The organism is Grimontia celer (genome assembly GCF_900055185.1).
Classification (GTDB): Bacteria; Pseudomonadota; Gammaproteobacteria; order Enterobacterales; family Vibrionaceae; genus Enterovibrio; species Enterovibrio celer.
Map to the genome: position 1 here is coordinate 1,366,219 of NZ_FIZX01000002.1, position 18,196 is coordinate 1,384,414.

An 18,196-nucleotide genomic window follows, 5' to 3' on the forward strand; every position below is an offset into this window, starting at 1 on the left:
AAAGATGGACATGGATGTAAAGGATGACAGCTCCAAACGAATTGGCAATCGGGATTGATTTAGGCACAACGAACAGCGCTATCGCTGTGTGGCAGAATGGAAGCGCAGAACTGATCCCCAATGCCCTTGGTCAATACCTCACCCCTTCAGTCGTCAGTATCGATGACAGCGGTCAAGTGTTGGTTGGCGAAGCGGCTCACTCTCGTTTGGTTACTCGTCCTCGGGAAACCGCTGCTGCTTTTAAACGTTACCTCGGTTCTGACAAGCAATATCAACTGGGTAAACAGCGTTACACTCCGACTGAGCTTTGTGCCCTCATCCTACGTTCACTTAAAGCCGATGCGGAAGCTTTTCTGGGCCATGCCATTAGCGAAGTAGTGATTTCTGTTCCCGCTTACTTCAGTGACCAACAACGCAAACAGGTTCACCTCGCTGCAGAATTGGCTGATCTGATTGCTGTTCGCCTGATCAACGAACCGACTGCTGCCTGTCTTGCTTACAGCCTTCACGAATCTCACGAACGCCGTTTTCTGGTGTTTGATCTTGGCGGTGGTACCTTTGATGTCACCGTCGTAGAACACGCTGATGGGTTTGTTGATGTGCGCGCTTCTGCCGGTGATAACCGACTTGGCGGTGAAGACTTCACGCGTAAGCTTGCAGATTATGTTGTCGATAAAGTCAAAACTGACGATGGCGACATTGCCCTGAATGACATGGCAAAGATCATCAGCGCTTGTGAAAACGCAAAGAAAATCGGCGAAGGAGACGTTGTGATCAGTCTGCCCGAGCCTTTCGCCAAATCATTTTCACTCACGCCATTCATGCTTGATGAGATCTGGAAAGAGACCATGCTGCGACTCTCCCAGCCACTTCGTCAGGCATTGAGCGATGCGCGTATTACACCGGAAGATATTGATGAACTGATTTTTGTTGGCGGCGCGACGAGATTGCGTCAGGTTCAGCAACTCGCGACCCGTTTGATTGGACGTTTTGGTAAGATCTCTATCGACCCTGACTTAGTTGTTGCGATGGGCGCAGCCACTCAAGCTGCTTGCCGTTTGCGCGATGAAGCCGTCGAGGAGATTGTGCTGACGGATGTATCTCCTTTCAGCCTAGGCATCGCTTCAAACCGCAATGGTCAGGTGGATGTATTTAGCCCCATCATCGAGCGAAATACCGTTATCCCTACTTCCCGTGTTGAACGTTACTACACCACCACAGACAATCAAAACGTTGTCAGAATCGCCGTTTACCAAGGTGAACGCTACTGGGTTCGTGAGAATATCTTCATCAACGAATTTGAAATCGCGGTGCCCGAAAAAAAAGCCGGTGAAGAAGCCATTGATGTCCGCTTCAGCTATGACATTAACGGCTTGCTGGAAGTGGATGTAACCGTACTTTCGACGCAGAAAACCACCCAAAAAATCATCGACCGAACCCCAGTAGGCATGAGTGAAGACGACAAATCCGCCAGCCGCGAACGACTGGCAAAGCTCAAAGTCCACCCTCGCGACAAGCTGCCTAACATTGCTATGTCAGAGAAACTAAACCGCCTCTACGAGGAAAAGCTCGCCGAGGAACGCCAATTAGTCGAGGAGCTGATAGTCGCCTTCACACAAGCACTGGATAGCCAGGATGAACGTGTTATTCGTGAAGCGAGAGAGTCGGTTGATCAGCAGTTGAAAGTGCTGGGGTTTAGTTGATAACGCCTTGCTCATATAGAACTCAACTCTAAGAACCAGAAACACGAGGCGCACTACGAAACTTTTCTTGGTGCACCTAAACATCTACAAGATTACCTCCCAAGAACCCTGCAGACTAGAATCGGACATTTCACCTAGCCAAGGTAATGAATTACCAAATAAAATTCCATCCTACCTTTTCGTATATCAGAAAATTAGAATATTTTTCGCAAATCCTAAATTGATCTATTAATTATTTACGTCTAAATTTTGGTGCTTTGAGGGTAATTTTTCTATACACGAAAATTAGTCACTAATGGAACACCTAGACGTAAATGGGATAAAAACAACAATATGCCACCGACTCAAATTAGGCTTAGAACAGCAATTTTGCTCCCGTTTGTTATCATTCTTCTCTTCACAATCGGTATTGTCTTTGCCGTTCAGAACAATAGTTTTGAAGAGATAGCTCAGGATACCAGCCGCAAGCAGCTGTCATCGTTGACTTCAAATGTGACGTTGGAGCTTCAGCAGTTTCTGAACATTCCCTTCAATGCCAGTCTTATTCTTAGCCATGGCATCAGTTTCAACCGCTTATATGAAGTCGGTGACACCTCAAAAGTTGAGCAGTATTTGCTCTCAAATTTCAAAGATATTTATCTCAATATTCCGCGGCTGGATGCCATTGGGTTCGGTGGTGAAGGTGGGGACTTTGTTGCCTACCGAAAAGAAAACGAAGACGACTACACCCTTATGGTTCAAGACAAGCGGACCAACGATAATCTAATCATCTACCAAGGGAGCCAGGTCAGCGAAAATATCCGCTCGGTATTTACAGAGTACGATCCACGTGTCCGCCCCTGGTATGCGCCAGTTGCCGAAAGTCGAAAACCTGGCTGGTCTGAGATATACACAAACGCAGATGAAAGGCAGGAAATTACGCTGTCTGCACAGGCACCCGTTTTCTATCTCGAGGAGCTCGTTGGCGTTGTGGTGACCGACGTCAAAATAGACACCCTCAATGCCTTCCTTATCGAGAAGCAAAATGAGTTCAATGCGGAGATTTATCTTTATGACAGTGAACTACGTTTAATTGCTCAATCAGACACCAGCGGCATTATCTCTAAGGGTACATCTATCAGCCCGGCCGGAAAGCGCTTGCTGACGACAGAGAGTACCAATCCCATCATTCTTGCCAGCGCAGAGTATGCCGAAGAACATCAACTCTCAATCCGTAAAACGGTCAGCCGATTCACAACAGACGTGGCCGGGCAGCGTTATTTCAACCAGATCACCCCATACACTGATGAGTATGGTCTCGAGTGGTATATCGGCGTTGCCACCTCAGAACACGCACTACTGGGTAAACTACCCAGAAGCCAGCGGGACAGTTGGATTATCGGTTTAATTCTGTGCACGCTTGGCATCATTGTTGGGCTAATTTCTTTTAACCAAATCGTCGCGCCTATTACGTCCACAGCGGCCGCAGCACGACAACTAGCTAAAGGCGAATGGGACAGTAAAATGCCGAAGCCTGGGGGTATCTATGAAACCTCCATGCTGGTCTTCGCTTTTACAGAAATGACCAATAACATCAAAGCTTCTTTCCGCGCGCTACGCCATCAGTTACTTTACGACTCACTAACTGAACTTTATAGCCGGGAAGGCCTGACAGAGGTGTGCGATCGTCGGGGAGAATACAATGGATGCTTAATGTTTATTGGTTTAAACAAGTTCCGGGAAATTAACGATAGCCTTGGACAATCTACAGGTGATCAATTACTTGTCGCCATCGCAGATGAGCTCAAAGTGCTTTTCGAGGAAGATTGCTACATTGCAAGAGTGGGTGGTGATGAATTTGCCGTTTACCTTATCGATAACCCAAGCGATCGCATTATCGACAAGAACGCCAACAAACTGGTCCAACTCTTCTCCTCTCCTTTCATCATTCAGAAAGAGCGAATTTTAGTCAGCGCTTCTATCGGCATCGTGGCCGACCATCTCGAGCGAAATATGATGCTATGGCTTCGAAGCGGCAGCATTGCGCTTAGCAAGGCTAAACGGGATAAAACCAATATCAGTTACTACAAGCCGGAAATGGCTGACTATTCTCGCAAGCGCACCAAAATGCTAGCGAAGATAAAAGATGGCATCGAAAAGAAAGAGTTTGTTCCATTTTACCAACCCATTGTTGACCTAAATACCGGCAAAGTGGTTGGTGCAGAAGCTCTTGCTCGTTGGGTATCTCCCGAGTCTGGCGTGATTGAGCCGAAGGAGTTTATCGCGCTTGCTGAAGAAAGCGGACTCATTGAAAAACTAGGCGATCAAATCCTCTATCAAGCTTGTGCGGATGCAGTAAAGGGAATGAATGAAGGAAAATGGGGACCAGAATTTCATCTCCACGTAAATCTGTCTGTCAATCAATTGGTTCACGCCGATTTCACCGACACGCTCCGCAAAATCCTGTCGAAAACAGGTTTGAATCCCAACAACCTCACTCTTGAGTTGACGGAGTCAAGAATCGTTGAGAATGATCTTGTTACCACGGCAAACATGCAGGCAATTATTGATCTCGGCGTTCACATCGCGATCGATGATTTTGGTACCGGTTACAGCTCTCTTTCTTACCTCAGTAAGCTTCCATTTGACTGTCTGAAAATCGACCGTGCTTTTGTAGAAACGCTAGAGCAGGAAACGCTAAGTACCTCGATCGTCGCCGTCATCATCAATATGACGAAGAGCCTAAATATCGAGCTGGTCGCCGAAGGCGTGGAAACCCGAGAACAGGCCAAGATGCTTAGCGAGCTGAGCGGAGAAACCTATGGGCAAGGCTTTTTGTTCAGTAAAGCTGTCGCCTATGATAAATGGCCCGCGACGCTTACTGTTTAATCAGTAAAGTTAGCGTCATTGGGCCCTTCTTGCGGTTCTTCGCTTCTTATTTCAGTGTACTAATCCTTAAACCCCAACACTTTCCTCATATTGATCTTCCTTCTTGCCACCACTTTTCTATCCCAGCCACCTCGGGAGTAGAGATCATTCAGCCCATTGGCGGTCATGTAGTGGGTAATAACATTGATGAAAGCGAGGAAGACTGAGCGGAATATCATGGCTGCCAACAAGGTGAACACGCTGTAAAACAAATATTTCTTCCTGTTGCCTTTGGTGATAATTGGACGCGAAACCTGCCAAGCTAAAAGGCTGTGGGTGATGAACAGAAAGATGACCATGCCTCCCAACGTTTCCTTAGAAACGTCAAAGCCTGCCATCACGGTCATTGGGAAAACAAAGACCCAGGCAGCAAAGAAGACGAACGAGAGAAACTTCAACTTGGTTTTGCTGTAGGTTGCTGCCTTTTCGCCTTTCTCTGCAATGTCTTTCTCCAGCTTCTGGCGATACATTTCGTCCAGATATTCAACCGCTACGTCCGTGGTTTCCTGCTGAAGTTCAGTCTGCTTTTTACGCCTGTCTGCCAAAGCTTTGAGCGAAGCCATGTTGTATCCATCACCTTCCAGGCCTAAATGCAGTTGGGTGAGAAGAATGCACATGGGGTAATGGAAATCTTTCGCTTCATCCTCTGGTGAGTGTTCTTCAAACTCTTCAGGTGGCGCAAACCACTCCCGGTTGGTGGTGATCATGGCATGCAGAAACTCGGGTTTCACATAGTGATAGGTTTCTTTCACCAAGCCCTTTTCTTCTTTCAGGCGCATCAGCGATTGTTGTTGCCAATCGACAACCACATGGAACTGCGGGTTTGAATCTACATTCGCCGCGACCAAGTTCCAGAACACGACGGCCTCATCGAAATGGTCTTTTTCTAGAAGACGGGAAAGCGCCATGGTGGCACAGAGATCTAGTGCTCTCGCTTTCTCCATCAGGGCTTCTGGCTTCTCATTGTTAACCAACAGTGATACCTGATTGTCGACCACCAGCCGGTAAACAAACTGATCCGGGTATCGGGAAAACGCTTGGACACTTTCTGGCAAATACTCATCCGATTGGGCAGCAAATGGCAGGACAAGTGAAATAGGTCCTTCGTGATGGCTGTCGGGTAACGCTGGCAGAGCTTCGACAATTGACTGCTTAGACAAACCGCCTGAGCCAAGATGCGACATAAAGAACAATGTCCAATCAAACACACTGTCGAAAGGACTGCCTTGCCAGACACTGCTCATTTCATAATTCGGGTTGGCACTTCGGTAGAAACAGAGTGAATCCACATAGAAGGGATAAATAGACCCTTCGCGGATTTCATCCATCACCAGTACTTCTGCTTGTTCCAGCTGTCGGTACCAACTGTCTGGCAACAGCGGATGACGACGAATACATTCAAGCCAACCTTCTTTCGACAGCGAACTCAGCTCTTCCATCGTCAACGCTTCCTGTGTAAGGAAGGCGTCTGTTTCATAGTGCGTGAGTTTTTGTTGGAGCGTTTCTGAGCCGCCTTGGGTTTCCATCACTTCCTGTAAGCATTTCAGGACCAAGGTGATGGCAACGCGTTCACTGAGGGTTTCAACTATCTCGAACTCTTTGGTGAGGTCATGCTTCAATGAAGACATCCACGCCCAACTGCCAGAGTGCGCCGCCCAAATCGCTTTCACTATCAGCGCTGTCCGCCCTTCTGCACCGATAAAGTCGAGTCTGTGGCTGATTGCACCGTTGTTATGACTGACTAACTGACCGTATAGCCAGTTAAACATTAATCTTTCAGGATCACTTTCTGGTTCTGGGTAGAGTTGTCGCTCATTGCGCCAAAAAACCGGAGGAAGCGGGCTCCAACGCTGACGCATACAGGCAAGGCTCATTGCCAATAATTTATCGTGCTCGAGTGAAACCGAATATTGGAGCTCTGCCGCTTCGGAGAATGCGCCAAGAGCCATAAACTTTTCAGTGACCTCATCTATTGCCGCTGCATTGCCGCTTAACTTAGCCGTATCAGCCACCACTTCCCATTGAGCTAGTGTTAATGCCTCAGCGGGTTGTTGAAGTAGTTCAAGAACCAACGCATTAGCAACCATTGAAGGCTTGGTTTTCAAGGCCACGAGCGCTTTAAGCACGCTGATTTTTACGTTCAGAATGTTTGGCGGAACAAAAGTCAGCGATTGCTGGAGATGGTATTCCAATGCATCTAACTGCCCTCTGGAAAGAGCAATATGGAGTGGGCGAAGGAAGCTCAGAAGTGCGCGTTGCTCCGGTGCGCTGAATTGAGCCAGTTCTTCCAGACTGACGGACAATGGCAATTGACGCCATTCATCCAGAAACTCACCCAGCTCAACCTGCTGTTGTTCGCCGTTGAGTAACAAATTCCAACTCAGCCCATTCCAGAGCACATCAATAATAGAAGGAGGAAGCCAGCGGTTTGCCAACACTACGGTAATTGCATCGTCTGAGATCTTTTGCTGCTCATCGATTTGCAGCATCTGACTGGTTTCTGTCCAAGCTTTCCAGCTCGCTAAATCCATACGTTTTACGGGATTTTGAAGCAATTGATTGAAAGATTCAGAATGCGGATGCACCTCAGAAGGCGCTTCGGCTTCTTCGCTTACTGCTTGTTCGGTACTCTCGTCTCCGCCGCTTTTCAACCATTGGAGGATATTTTCATAGGCTTCCCGAACCCGCTTGAAGCCTTCAGGGTCATCCTCCGGATGGTGCTGACGGAGCTTAACGCGATAGGCTTTTTTGATAACGGACTCGTCAGTCGTTTGCTCCAGGTCGAGTACTTCCCACATATTCATGACTGCGCCTCCCCTTCATCATCACTCAAAATGGCTCTAAGCGATTCTGGCTGGGGTATATCAGGCAGTTCCACGTTCCAATCAAGTGCAGGGATTGGGCAATCTGTATCTTCTTCCAAACATTGATAGAAACTGCTGAATCCAATATAGAAGCCGTTGTTCAGTAAGTATCTGATGTTGTCGCTGTCTTCATCCTGATCGTTCATATACTCCCAGTAATTACGACCAAATATGAAGCTTTGGGTATATTGCTCCCAGCTTGAGAAGTGCTTTTGAATTTGTCGGCTGAAGTAATTGAGCAAGAAGACAAACTCTTCCTGTGTCACCTTCCCCGCACCATATCCAGCCCGAGTAAGGAAAGATCCCCGACAAAAATCCCATCCCTTGAAACCGGCTGACCCAACATGGCGATATGCGGCGTCCAGATAACGCATTTCTGCTTTGGCAACGGGGTTTGGGACACTATCAACTCGTTGTTGCCATTCATTAGCACTCATACAGGCACGACGCCCAAATTCACCGGCCCACACATCACCGTGAACTTCCGCCATAGCAAGCCGATGGATCATTTCATGCCATTCGCGTCTGGTATCAATTCCCCACCAGTCAATAAAATTTTTGCCCCACTCAACGGGGTCATCCAAGTCTCTTTTTAGCGCGGGTAAGTCGTAGTCATAATCGCCACGGTTATAGCTGATTTGTGGCGAGGTTATCGCCAGCCACCATTGGCAATGTGGGAGGGAGGGATCAAAGTTTTTGGGAGTCTGCGCCGTCATCCTGAACCTGCTTTTCTGAATCACTTCATGCAATTAGAGCAATATTTCATCAGATTAGGATGACGGTTTAAGGTATCAAAGTGTAGAGAGATTGATCAGGTTATTAGACTTTAAGCCGCTTTCATCGTCTAAATTCTGCTGATGTCTCACCAAAGTCCCGCTTTCTTAATCTCGTTATAAGCAGACATCACTTCATCCGGTATCGGCTGCTCAATCTGGAAACCTTGTGCTGGATAATCTTTAATTCGCTCGAAATCACTTACCGTTGCATTAACAACATGATCAAACGTCAGATCAGTATTGGGATATTCCAAGAACGGGATAGGAGGAGAGGTGCAAACAACGCTTTGAACTTCATCTGGCCACTGCTGCAGGAACGTTGCGTAAGCTCTGCGTTCCATAAAAGGTTTCTGCACGAGAATGAAACGGTTGAACCTCAGCCCCTTTTGTTCAAGGAGAGCATGTGACAGCGTCACGTTCTCACCGGTATTGGTCGCTTCTTTCTCCAGCAGTATTGCCCTGCCAGGAACCCCTTCATCAAGCAGAATTTCAGCGAACGTCTCAGCTTCCGACTTTTCGAACACTTCTTCGGTGAACCTGCCTTTTCCGCCAGATACCAATACATACGGCGCCAACCCTCTACGGTAAAGATCAGCCGCATATTCAGCGACTCGTACATCGTTACTGCACAATACAAACAGGCAGTCTGCGGGCGTAACTTCATGCCCCATAAGGTGGAAATTCCAGATGGTTTCGATGTGTTTATAAAGACGTGCTGGCATGTGTAGTATTCCCGATAGGTTTTGTATAAGTACCAATACTCCTAACGCCCTTTCATTTCAAAGCAATGACACGCATTTTCTGAAATTCGGCAGCGAATGGTTAATTCGCCACCACTTTTGCAAGTTCAGATTCTGGTTCCCAAGCAAACGGGGCAAACAATTTAGGCAAATCGACACTTACGCCAAGACGCGCTGCAAGCAGATACAAACCGCCTATTTTTCGGTGAAGGAAAAGTGCATCGACAGGTGGTGTGTGCCAATATCCTTGCTCGGTGCTCAGAGCCATACCGGCATCATGTATGCGCTTGGCGAGATCGCTGCGGCCAAAATCATAAGGACCGACATGGCGCAGAGGTTCACAAGCCGTCATCACCAGATTCACCACGGCCTCTTTTTGCTCAGGGAAGATATGTTCACTGAAAAAGCCGATTTGTGACATGGCATCTGCCACACCCGCCGTATCGCTATGCATCGCAGCGGTTAACAACCTCTGATATCCCTCACTGATAGTGTCGTTGTAAAGGCGTGTCGCTCCAAAATCCAACAGGACGACTTTTCCTGTTTCACGCTGATACAGGTAGTTAGCAAAATTGGGGTCTGTCTGTATCCTTTGAAAATCAAACACCTCTCGGAAGAGCAAGGTGAAAAGGTTCGACACCAGTTCCGTTTTTTGTGCGTCGGGCAAATTATCCAGATCTTCGATCGGTTCGCCTTGCTCATAACTCATGGTCAGTATCGACGAAGTGGTTAGCGCATCTTTGATTTTGGGAACAACAAAACTGTCGTCTTCGTTAAGCAATTCATGGAAGGCTTTTGCATGTTCAGCCTCCAGTAGGTAATCCGCTTCTGCATGGAGCTGTTTTTTGGCTTCTTCAAGCAAGCTTTTGTAATCAACTTCTTTTGGTACCAGCCCTGTCAGGCGAAGCAGCGTCACCACATTATCGACATCGCTGCTGATACTTTTCTTCACACCAGGGTACTGCACTTTAACTGCCAGTTCAGAGCCGTCATCATCGTAGGCGAAATGCACCTGTCCAATAGAGGCCGCCGCCATTGGCTTGAACTTGAAAGAAAGGAAGTGCCTCTGCCAATCACCGCCCCACTCGCCTGCCAGCACGTCAGCGAGTTGCTTGGCAGGCATTGGCGCTGCATCAGAGCGCAGTCTGGCGAGAATATCTGTGAGTTCTTTTGGCAAGGCATCACCCGCATCCATACTCAGCAACTGGCCGACTTTCATTGCAGCACCGCGAAGCTGGGCAAGCTGATCTGTGATGTTGGAAATGTTCTTTGGCGTCAGCAGTAGGTCTTTCGCTTTTGGGCGCTTGCCTGCAATCAATTGTTTGGCACCTTCCGCTGCCATGTTGGTCGCCACTTTGGTGACCACAGAGCCAAACATACCGACCCTGCTCATTCGATTGGTAGGAACCTTTTTACCGTCGTCGTACTCAGCCACAATATGTGTCCTTTTTGTTGTTTTTCCATAAACCAGTACGAACAGAACGGATAATCGTTCACTGGGCATATACCCAAATAATCTGAAGATGCATGATTCAGCAACGCATTGATGACCTCTGAATTCGGGCATCTACAGGTTGTTTGGGTATAAATCTAAGATACAAAAAAACCGCGCTAAAAAGCGCGGTTCTTTCAGGGTAAGTGAGGACTTAAACCTTCTTCACGAACTCAGACTTCAGCTTCATTGCGCCGATGCCATCGATTTTACAATCGATATCGTGGTCACCGTCTACAAGACGGATGTTTTTCACTTTGGTACCCACTTTAACAACCAGTGACGATCCTTTCACTTTCAGGTCTTTGATCACAGTAACTGTGTCGCCATCCTGAAGAACATTGCCGTTAGAGTCTTTAATTACCTTCGTCTCTTCTGCATCAGCTGATGCATCCTGAGACCACTCGTGACCACACTCAGGGCATACATACAGTGCACCGTCTTCGTAAGTGTATTCAGAGTTACATTGTGGGCAATTTGGTAAAGACATGATTGATCACCTCGGTAAGGATGGAGAATACCAATTGGACTAAATCGTCAGTCCGATTGGTACAAAGAGGCGCTAGTCTAAACCAAACCCCTAGCTTCGCATATAGCGAAACGTGATAAGCACACACTTTTTCCGGGTTTAAGATTATTTAGCCCTTCACCTGCAACAATATGGTGAAAATCGAGTCACAAGCTTGCCCACATCCGCATCACTGAACGATCAGTTTCCTTACATTTGAATGCATCGGATCACATTTTCGGAAAATGTTGATTCGTCACATTAAATTCATTCGGCTTATGAATTTACAAATAGAAAGCCCCCAGCCCCTTGTCTACCTAGTCAGACAGAATGGCATGTTTTTTCTGTGACATTTTTGCAACATAACCAGCGAATTTGGCAGCAAGCAATTATGAATTCAATTGCTATGCTCACTTTTGATAAAGCCCATTATTTTAATTAGTTAGATCTTAGGGAGAGAAACATGAACGCGCTGTCTATCCGGCAACGTTTATCGTTGATCATTGTGATTGCCCTGCTGTCTTTGGTTTCAGTCACCACCATCTCGCTCATCATCAAGCGAGACAATATGCTCGAAGAAAGAAAAAGTCAGATTCAGGTACTGGTTGAAACAGCCGAGAGCCTGGTTACCCGTTTATACCAGCAATCGCAGACGGGAGAAATTTCTGTCCAGGAAGCACAACAACGTGCGATTACCGCCATGGATGCCATGCGTTACGGCACCGATGGTTATTTCATGATTTATGATATGAATTCCACCATGGTGCACCACCCCATCGCCAGTAACCTGATTGGCAAAGACCTCGCAGACCTTCAGGACGTTAACGGCGTTTACATCATCGCGGAGCAAGTCAAAAAGGCCAGAAGCGGCGGTGGATTCGTCACTTATCACTGGAAAAAAGCCGGTTCAGATGAAACACCCTATCCGAAAATTGCTTACTCCCTGCCTTTCAAGCCGTGGGGCTGGGTGCTGAATACGGGCCTGTATGTGGATGATGTCGATGCCGTTTTTTATGAAGACGTGCGTAAGATGCTTCTTTTGGTGGGTGCGATAGCACTGGTTCTAGCCAGTATTTCATTTACGATTGCCCGCAGTATTACTCAACCCTTGAGCCGACTTCAGAACTTACTTCAAACGGCCGAGAAAAACCTCGACCTGACCGTGCGTTCACGCCTTCAGGGTAAAAACGAAATCACTGACTTAGGCCGAGCATTTAATAACCTGATGACTGCTTTCGAAGAAACGTTGACCGGGATTGCACAAGGCGCAACGCAACTGAATAGTGAAGTTTCTAAGCTTGAGACCCTTTCCAATCACATTGTCGGTGCTTCTACTCAGCAATCTGAAGATACAGGGAGTATCGCGGCTTTGGTAGAAGAGTTTGCAGCCAGCATCAATACCATTTCTCATGACGCTGACAAGATGAAATCGCTCTCGAATGAAAACGGTGCTCAGGCGCAGGAAGGTGCCAACACCATGCAGTTAACCATCAGCAATATGGACCAGATGTCTGAGAAGTCACAGCGCTCTAGTTCTGCCGTCGCTGAGCTCGACCAGCATTCGAAAGAGATTGAAGGCATCATTAGCGTGATTAACGATGTGGCGGAACAAACCAACCTTCTCGCCCTGAATGCAGCGATTGAGGCAGCACGCGCGGGTGATCAAGGGCGTGGCTTTGCGGTTGTGGCGGATGAAGTACGTAATCTTGCAGTTCGCACTTCCGATTCCACCAAGCAGATTGCTTCTACGATTCAGGAGCTTCGTACTGGTATTGAAGCCACCGTCAACCACATCGAAGACAGTGTGTCCGTCGTGAGTGACAACATGTCACAAACCCATACCGCAGAGCAGTCCGTTCGAGAAATGCATCAAAAGTCGATGGACCTCATTAACATCATTGAGGAAGTTTCACGTTCACTGCACGAGCAAACCATTGCCAACCAGGAACTGGCCCGCCGCATTCAAGGCATTGCAGACATGGCTGCCAATAACCATGAATCCGCAGAAGACGTTCAAGGTTCTGCCCGTGAGGTTAATAACCTGGTGGGTAAATTCAGAAGCTCAGTCGGAAGATTCAAAGTGTCCAATGCGCTATAGAGCCTGATTCGACACCCTTATTCTCCCTGCCCTCCACTGCCGGGTAAGAGAACGGATAAAGCCCCTTCTTGGGGCTTTATCCGTTTTTCTTCAGGTTGCTTGGGGACAAAACATTCTCTTAGTCTCTAAAGCTACACATAAACAACACAATCATTAGCGATACCATGAAGCAAATTTAATAACCCCATCCAATATGCCCTAGTAATCTTTTGGTGTTGTCCGGGGAATAATAATCTGTCAGGAGTCAATTCAGTGCTCGCTATGCAAAGAATGTCGGCGTTGAAGATATTCGCAATGAGCTTTCGTGAAGCGGTTTTGGCCCTTCTTCCCTATATGTTTCTTCGTTCACTCTGGATTGTTTTCTATATCATCAACCAACACGTTGGGATATTGGATATAGACACCGCTGACACCCTGTCGAAAATGTTCGACTTGAGTTTCCCTCCCCTTCTGACCATGTCTTTAGCCTCACATTTGGCGCTTGGTTTTTCTTATGAGCGGGTCCACGCCACTATTCTCACTGTCCTGTTGTTTTTTAAGTTCTCTGGATTTGTTCAATTGGGCGAAACAGGGTTAGAACTGACAGACAAATTTGTTTTACCGCAGGCCATCGCAATTCCAATCTTTGTCTGCGTCATGTATGTGCTGCTGAACAAGTATCTGAGAATTACCATTGATCCCAAAGGCATTTTAAACCGCTCACTGACACGGAATGTCGATGCCACCCTGCCATATATCATCATATACATTGTGGCTGTATTCATGGTACCAAAACTGCACTTGGTGTCTTTTACACCCTTTGTCGAGTGGGTTGCCAGCCTCCCCTTACAATTGCAAGCGATCTCTTACACCATATTTATCCATCTTTTCTGGATTACCGGTATTCACGGAGCAGCGGCCTATTACACCTTCTTCGATACTCAGTTCGTGTCGGATTTATACGTTTCCAATATCCCTTTCACCAATTTTTTCGATTTGTTTGTGGTCTATGGCGGCGCAGGCAGCACATGGTCGCTTATTCTGGCGTTATTGCTATTTTCTAAAAGCTCGCATGGTCGTGCAGTGGCAAAAATCTCCATTCCATTTGCAGTCTTGAATATCAATGAGATTCTACTTTTTGGTTTGCCGGTCATTTATAACCCTGCCCTCGCCATTCCTTTCGTGCTTGTCCCTCTGGTCAATCATGTACTGGCTTACACTTTTCTTTCGTTTATACCGGTAGAAATCATCAGTGAGCCCATTTCCTGGGTAACACCCATATTCATGAATGCCTGGCTAATAACAGGTGGGGATGTGATTGCTGTTTTTCTACAGATCGCCCTAATCACAATTGGTGTCGCCATTTATCGCCCCTTTATCAAGTATTTTGAAGAGAGAAGTAATGAAGGAGTGAGAGACGCATTAATCCGAAAATTGCGCTTAAACTCTAACGTTCTTTCATCTTCTGATGTGCTGCTAAACGAGGCACAACTCAACTTTGACAAAAAGCTCGATAAAGTGAATGCCCACATGAAACAACTGATCGAGGGGGAATTGGTCTTGTTCTATCAACCTCAATACAATCTGAAAACGGGCCAATTGATCGGCATGGAAGCCTTACTTCGACTGAAAAAAGGTGACCGTTTTTATGGGCCGTCATTTTTGGAAGACTTTAACGATGCTGGATTAAATCTACCTATCGATCGATGGGTGCTTGATCAACTCAGTTACGATTTACAAGACTGGCAGGAAAGAGGCTTATTGACGCACAAAGTCAGCATGAACATGACAGTAGATGCACTTTTAGACCGGGACTATATCAACTTATTCATCACACATTTGAAAGGCTTGCCCGTCGTGGTTGAGCTGACTGAGTCCAGCTATATTCAGAACCAAGACAAGGCGCAGAACGTCATTAACCGGTTAAGAAAAGAAGGATTCAACGTAGCCATCGACGACTTTGGTTCTGGTTATTCCAGTCTATCAATGCTGGCTAACCTCAATGCCGATTTCGTTAAGTTGGATCGCCAATTCCTGGAAAACACTTCCAGCCAATCCGGGCAAGTGCTTTACCGCCACATCAGTCAGGCACTGGAAGAAATGCACTACACAGTCATTGCTGAAGGCGTGGAAAACGACACGGAAATTTCCCTGGTGTCAGAATGCAATATCGATATCGCTCAAGGGTATTATTATCATCAGGCACTGAGTAAGGAGGATATTGAACAGGTAATGGCAGGCAGCAAGATGCAGGATAGCTGACGACTCTATTTCCTGCTTATCGAAGTCAAAGGTTTGCCGCACATCACTTTCTTGTCCGCTAATTCCAACATGGGCAGATCTTCGTCAGTATCACCGTACGCGAAAATCATGCTGTAATTGGAAAGCTCTACCGCACCTTTCACTGCGATGGCCTTGTTTGCACAACTACAATCACCATTCACATATCGACCTGTAAACCTGCCATTTTTGACTTCCATTGTACTGCTAAGCAGTTTGATACCGTGCTGTTGGCAAAAATGGCGGAGATAGATATTTAGCGTTGCAGACACCAAATAAACGTCGTCACCATTCGCCTTATGCTCAGCGAGCGTTTCCATCGCATCTGGCCTTAATACGGTTGCCAGATACTCCGCAGCAAAGCGCTTTGCAATGAGATCGACCTCTTCTTCGCGGCGACGCCAAAACGCAACGTATGCAAGTACTGGACGTGTTTTTCTGGCAGGAAGAAGGCCAAGCTTGTACAGCAAAATAAACGGCCACACCAACGCAAAACCTATCACGAGCCTACGTTTTGGGGTCGCGTAGAAAAGAAACGCAGTAAAGGTGTCTTCCGTGGTGACGGTACCATCAAAATCAAACAACGCTAAATTCATCGGTTAAAAAGGCAAACCAATCAGCTTTACGTCGCCTGATGGCCACTCTTTATCGAGCTCTCTCACCATGGTTTTTCCTGCTAACGACCATCCTTTATCCGGATGGTGTAATAACAAGTTAGTTGTGGTTTGATAGCCGCTGGAACTGTATATCTCTGCCTCCCCGAATAACAATGCAAAGTCATCCCCTGCGGCCAATCTATGTTGGTGAACTTCGTTCAGTAACCGCTTTACCAGCCCCTGGCCACGAAATGCTTGGTTGACGCAAACTTCAGCGATACCCGCAATGGAGTAGTCATTTCCATCAATAGATACCTGCTTTTCGTGAACGGCAATATGCGCTGCGAGCTCATCTCCTTCCCACACCATATATCGGTGTTGAGGCATTTCTTTGTAGTAACGGTGACAAGCAAAATGTTCAGAGTCCTGATTGTTTAAGAAGCTGGCACTCAGAAGTAGCCTGAGCTTTTCATCGATGAAGTCAGTAATTTCAGCGTCAGGTAGATATTGGATGTGCATCAGATACCTCAGATGTTAATTCGGGATTTTCATTTCAATGTTTAACTGCCCTTCTAAACCCGCTTCTCGATGAATAGCCAACGCTTTAAATTCCTCAGAAGAAGTCATTTCCAGAAGCGCTTTGCGGGAAGGGTACTTGACGATGACAGCTGCATCCCAAAGGTCCTCTACCTGACCAATCACCATCTCGGTCAGCTCAGCGAAGTAAACCACTTCGGCACCATATTCAGTGAGAACCTCCAGCATGGGTTTACCGTAAAGATCGTAGGCTTCTTTACCCGAAAGGTCGGAATCCCTGCCATCTGGGTACTGCGCTTTCTCACGGAATTTAAACAGGTTCAGAAGTTGAATTTCACCTGTTTCAGGGGAGGCATGTAGTGTTTCGTACTGCGCTTCGGTGGGATACAGCGCGTTGGTGACTTCCATTGAACAATGATTTCCTGTCTTTTGCTAACTCTATGAACAAGCTAACAAATTAGGTCATCATTGAGAAAGGATTTTGTAAAAAAATCCAAGAGCTGCCAGCACCCCTTATTTTAGAGAGCTGGCAGCTTTAATTTAAGACGCTTTATCCAGCTTCTTGTTTTCTATCCAGCAACCTTCGAACTTGCGGCGGTGGAAATGACACGGTAAACCTTCGTTTGGTTGTGTCCATGGAGACTCTTCCAGTGCCTGTTTCATGTCGTTATAACCGCACTCTCGACGTAACCGAATTGAACGGCGGGAAAACTCTGCGTCACTCAAAGGAATATGTCCTTCAAGGGGGTCAAAAGTGATATGCACGATATCAATTTTCTTTCCTGCTTTCAGCGTGGTCACATCCGGCACTTGGGCACTGTCGACGAGACCCGGTGTCGTTTTCAGCACATGGTCAAGGTTGCGTTTGGCGATGAGCGCTTCCACATGCTCACTGGTGCGGCTGGCATACTGAATTTCTTTTTCGCGCCAAAGCACTTCACTCATGGTTTTGGGGAGCTCTCCATTGGCGTTCCAAAGGTCGACCATAAAGATCAGCAGCTCTTCATCACCCGCTAAATCGAGAATGCCATTAACTGGCGTATTGGAAACAACACCACCATCCCAGAAGTATTCCTCGCCGATTTGAGTTGCAGGGAAACCAGGTGGCAGTGAACCACTCGCCACAGCATGTGCAGGGGCGATCTCGTCGGTTTTACTATCAAAAAACACCAACTCACCGTCAGTTACGCGAGTCGCACCAACTGTCAGGCGTGTTTTGTTTTGATTGATAAGGTCAAAATCAGCCAGTTCTGCCAAGGTGGTAAACAGTGGTGACGTATCATAAAAACTGGTCGCAGCTTCACCTGGAGGGGCCAGCCAAGGGTTGACTGGACGCGGCGTGAAGAAATCTGGTTGTCCGAACATTAGCGCCGATGAGGCACTCATCGTATTGAATGCCATCGCTAAAGAATTAGGAATGTGTGCATCAGTGTCTGGGCGGGAAATTCTTTCCCAGAACGTTTCCAATTTTCCTAATCGGTCTTCTGGCGTATTCCCAGCCAGCACTGCACAGTTCAGTGCGCCAATGGAGATACCAGCAAACCAGTCCGGTTCAAAACCTGCTTCCTTCATCGCTTGGTAGGCACCGATGTGATAAGCACCTAGCGCACCACCACCCTGCAGCACCAGACAAACTTTAGGTTTTTTGTTGCGTCTTGTTGTTGCCATTTCCCTGTCTCCATTTCAATCAACTGGAGTCTTTATAGACCAACAAGT

General features: G+C 47.0%; 13 protein-coding genes. 4 read left to right on the forward strand and 9 right to left on the reverse strand.

The window, feature by feature from the left end; genetic code table 11:
* The first annotated feature begins 23 nt into the window (after positions 1-23).
* Both GCE9029_RS16460 and gepA read left to right on the forward strand, forming a co-directional pair.
* Positions 24-1,703, forward strand: a complete 1,680-nt coding sequence (locus GCE9029_RS16460) for an Hsp70 family protein (protein ID WP_062664833.1) — start codon at positions 24-26, stop codon at positions 1,701-1,703.
* 333 nt (positions 1,704-2,036) lie between these two features.
* Complete coding sequence (gepA, locus tag GCE9029_RS16465; protein WP_062664835.1) at positions 2,037-4,571, forward strand: phosphodiesterase GepA; 2,535 nt, start codon at positions 2,037-2,039, stop codon at positions 4,569-4,571.
* Between the two features lie 59 nt (positions 4,572-4,630).
* On the opposite strand, the gene GCE9029_RS16470 is transcribed toward gepA, so the two are convergent.
* The 5 genes from GCE9029_RS16470 to GCE9029_RS16490 all read right to left on the reverse strand — a co-directional run bounded on the left by GCE9029_RS16470 (position 4,631) and on the right by GCE9029_RS16490 (position 10,972).
* Positions 4,631-7,414 (reverse strand): J domain-containing protein, encoded by a 2,784-nt coding sequence (locus GCE9029_RS16470; RefSeq protein WP_062664838.1) that lies wholly within the window; start codon positions 7,412-7,414, stop codon positions 4,631-4,633.
* Positions 7,411-8,190, reverse strand: coding sequence for a DUF1266 domain-containing protein (locus GCE9029_RS16475; protein ID WP_062664840.1), 780 nt, complete (start codon positions 8,188-8,190; stop codon positions 7,411-7,413). The genes GCE9029_RS16470 and GCE9029_RS16475 overlap by 4 nt, the downstream gene beginning before the upstream one ends.
* A gap of 146 nt (positions 8,191-8,336) precedes the next feature.
* The gene (locus GCE9029_RS16480; protein WP_062664842.1) at positions 8,337-8,972 is read right to left on the reverse strand and encodes a YdcF family protein; all 636 of its coding nucleotides are present in this window, start codon (positions 8,970-8,972) and stop codon (positions 8,337-8,339) included.
* A 100-nt stretch (positions 8,973-9,072) separates the two neighbouring features.
* Complete coding sequence (locus tag GCE9029_RS16485; RefSeq protein WP_062664844.1) at positions 9,073-10,425, reverse strand: ABC1 kinase family protein; 1,353 nt, start codon at positions 10,423-10,425, stop codon at positions 9,073-9,075.
* A 211-nt stretch (positions 10,426-10,636) separates the two neighbouring features.
* Positions 10,637-10,972 carry a zinc ribbon domain-containing protein YjdM gene (locus GCE9029_RS16490; RefSeq protein ID WP_062664846.1) on the reverse strand — a complete coding sequence of 112 codons (336 nt, stop codon included), beginning with the start codon at positions 10,970-10,972 and terminating at the stop codon, positions 10,637-10,639.
* Between the two features lie 481 nt (positions 10,973-11,453).
* On the opposite strand from GCE9029_RS16490, the gene GCE9029_RS16495 reads away from it, so the two are divergent.
* The gene (locus tag GCE9029_RS16495) at positions 11,454-13,088 is read left to right on the forward strand and encodes a methyl-accepting chemotaxis protein (protein WP_062664848.1); all 1,635 of its coding nucleotides are present in this window, start codon (positions 11,454-11,456) and stop codon (positions 13,086-13,088) included.
* Positions 13,089-13,349: 261 nt separating this feature from the next.
* Entirely contained in the window at positions 13,350-15,329 is a 1,980-nt protein-coding gene (locus tag GCE9029_RS16500; protein ID WP_231870162.1) for an EAL domain-containing protein, read from the forward strand.
* A gap of 5 nt (positions 15,330-15,334) precedes the next feature.
* Here GCE9029_RS16500 and GCE9029_RS16505 read toward each other — a convergent pair whose 3' ends face one another.
* The 4 genes from GCE9029_RS16505 to GCE9029_RS16520 all read right to left on the reverse strand — a co-directional run bounded on the left by GCE9029_RS16505 (position 15,335) and on the right by GCE9029_RS16520 (position 18,148).
* Positions 15,335-15,931: an HAD-IB family hydrolase gene (locus GCE9029_RS16505; protein WP_231870127.1), complete on the reverse strand. Its 597-nt coding sequence runs from the start codon at positions 15,929-15,931 to the stop codon at positions 15,335-15,337.
* Between the two features lie 15 nt (positions 15,932-15,946).
* Positions 15,947-16,462: a GNAT family N-acetyltransferase gene (locus tag GCE9029_RS16510; protein WP_062664852.1), complete on the reverse strand. Its 516-nt coding sequence runs from the start codon at positions 16,460-16,462 to the stop codon at positions 15,947-15,949.
* A gap of 15 nt (positions 16,463-16,477) precedes the next feature.
* Complete coding sequence (locus GCE9029_RS16515) at positions 16,478-16,888, reverse strand: DUF1330 domain-containing protein (protein WP_062664854.1); 411 nt, start codon at positions 16,886-16,888, stop codon at positions 16,478-16,480.
* Positions 16,889-17,020: 132 nt separating this feature from the next.
* Entirely contained in the window at positions 17,021-18,148 is a 1,128-nt protein-coding gene (locus GCE9029_RS16520; protein ID WP_062664856.1) for a patatin-like phospholipase family protein, read from the reverse strand.
* Positions 18,149-18,196: the final 48 nt, after the last annotated feature.

What these genes read in the sequence shown, in the direction of transcription:
- GCE9029_RS16460 (WP_062664833.1), top strand. Translation starts at nt 24, where the DNA reads ATGACAGCTCCAAACGAATTGGCAATCGGGATTGATTTAGGCACAACG.
- gepA (WP_062664835.1), top strand. Translation starts at nt 2,037, where the DNA reads ATGCCACCGACTCAAATTAGGCTTAGAACAGCAATTTTGCTCCCGTTT.
- GCE9029_RS16470 (WP_062664838.1), bottom strand. Translation starts at nt 7,414, where the DNA reads ATGAATATGTGGGAAGTACTCGACCTGGAGCAAACGACTGACGAGTCC.
- GCE9029_RS16475 (WP_062664840.1), bottom strand. Translation starts at nt 8,190, where the DNA reads ATGACGGCGCAGACTCCCAAAAACTTTGATCCCTCCCTCCCACATTGC.
- GCE9029_RS16480 (WP_062664842.1), bottom strand. Translation starts at nt 8,972, where the DNA reads ATGCCAGCACGTCTTTATAAACACATCGAAACCATCTGGAATTTCCAC.
- GCE9029_RS16490 (WP_062664846.1), bottom strand. Translation starts at nt 10,972, where the DNA reads ATGTCTTTACCAAATTGCCCACAATGTAACTCTGAATACACTTACGAA.
- GCE9029_RS16495 (WP_062664848.1), top strand. Translation starts at nt 11,454, where the DNA reads ATGAACGCGCTGTCTATCCGGCAACGTTTATCGTTGATCATTGTGATT.
- GCE9029_RS16500 (WP_231870162.1), top strand. Translation starts at nt 13,350, where the DNA reads ATGCAAAGAATGTCGGCGTTGAAGATATTCGCAATGAGCTTTCGTGAA.
- GCE9029_RS16510 (WP_062664852.1), bottom strand. Translation starts at nt 16,462, where the DNA reads ATGCACATCCAATATCTACCTGACGCTGAAATTACTGACTTCATCGAT.
- GCE9029_RS16515 (WP_062664854.1), bottom strand. Translation starts at nt 16,888, where the DNA reads ATGGAAGTCACCAACGCGCTGTATCCCACCGAAGCGCAGTACGAAACA.
- GCE9029_RS16520 (WP_062664856.1), bottom strand. Translation starts at nt 18,148, where the DNA reads ATGGCAACAACAAGACGCAACAAAAAACCTAAAGTTTGTCTGGTGCTG.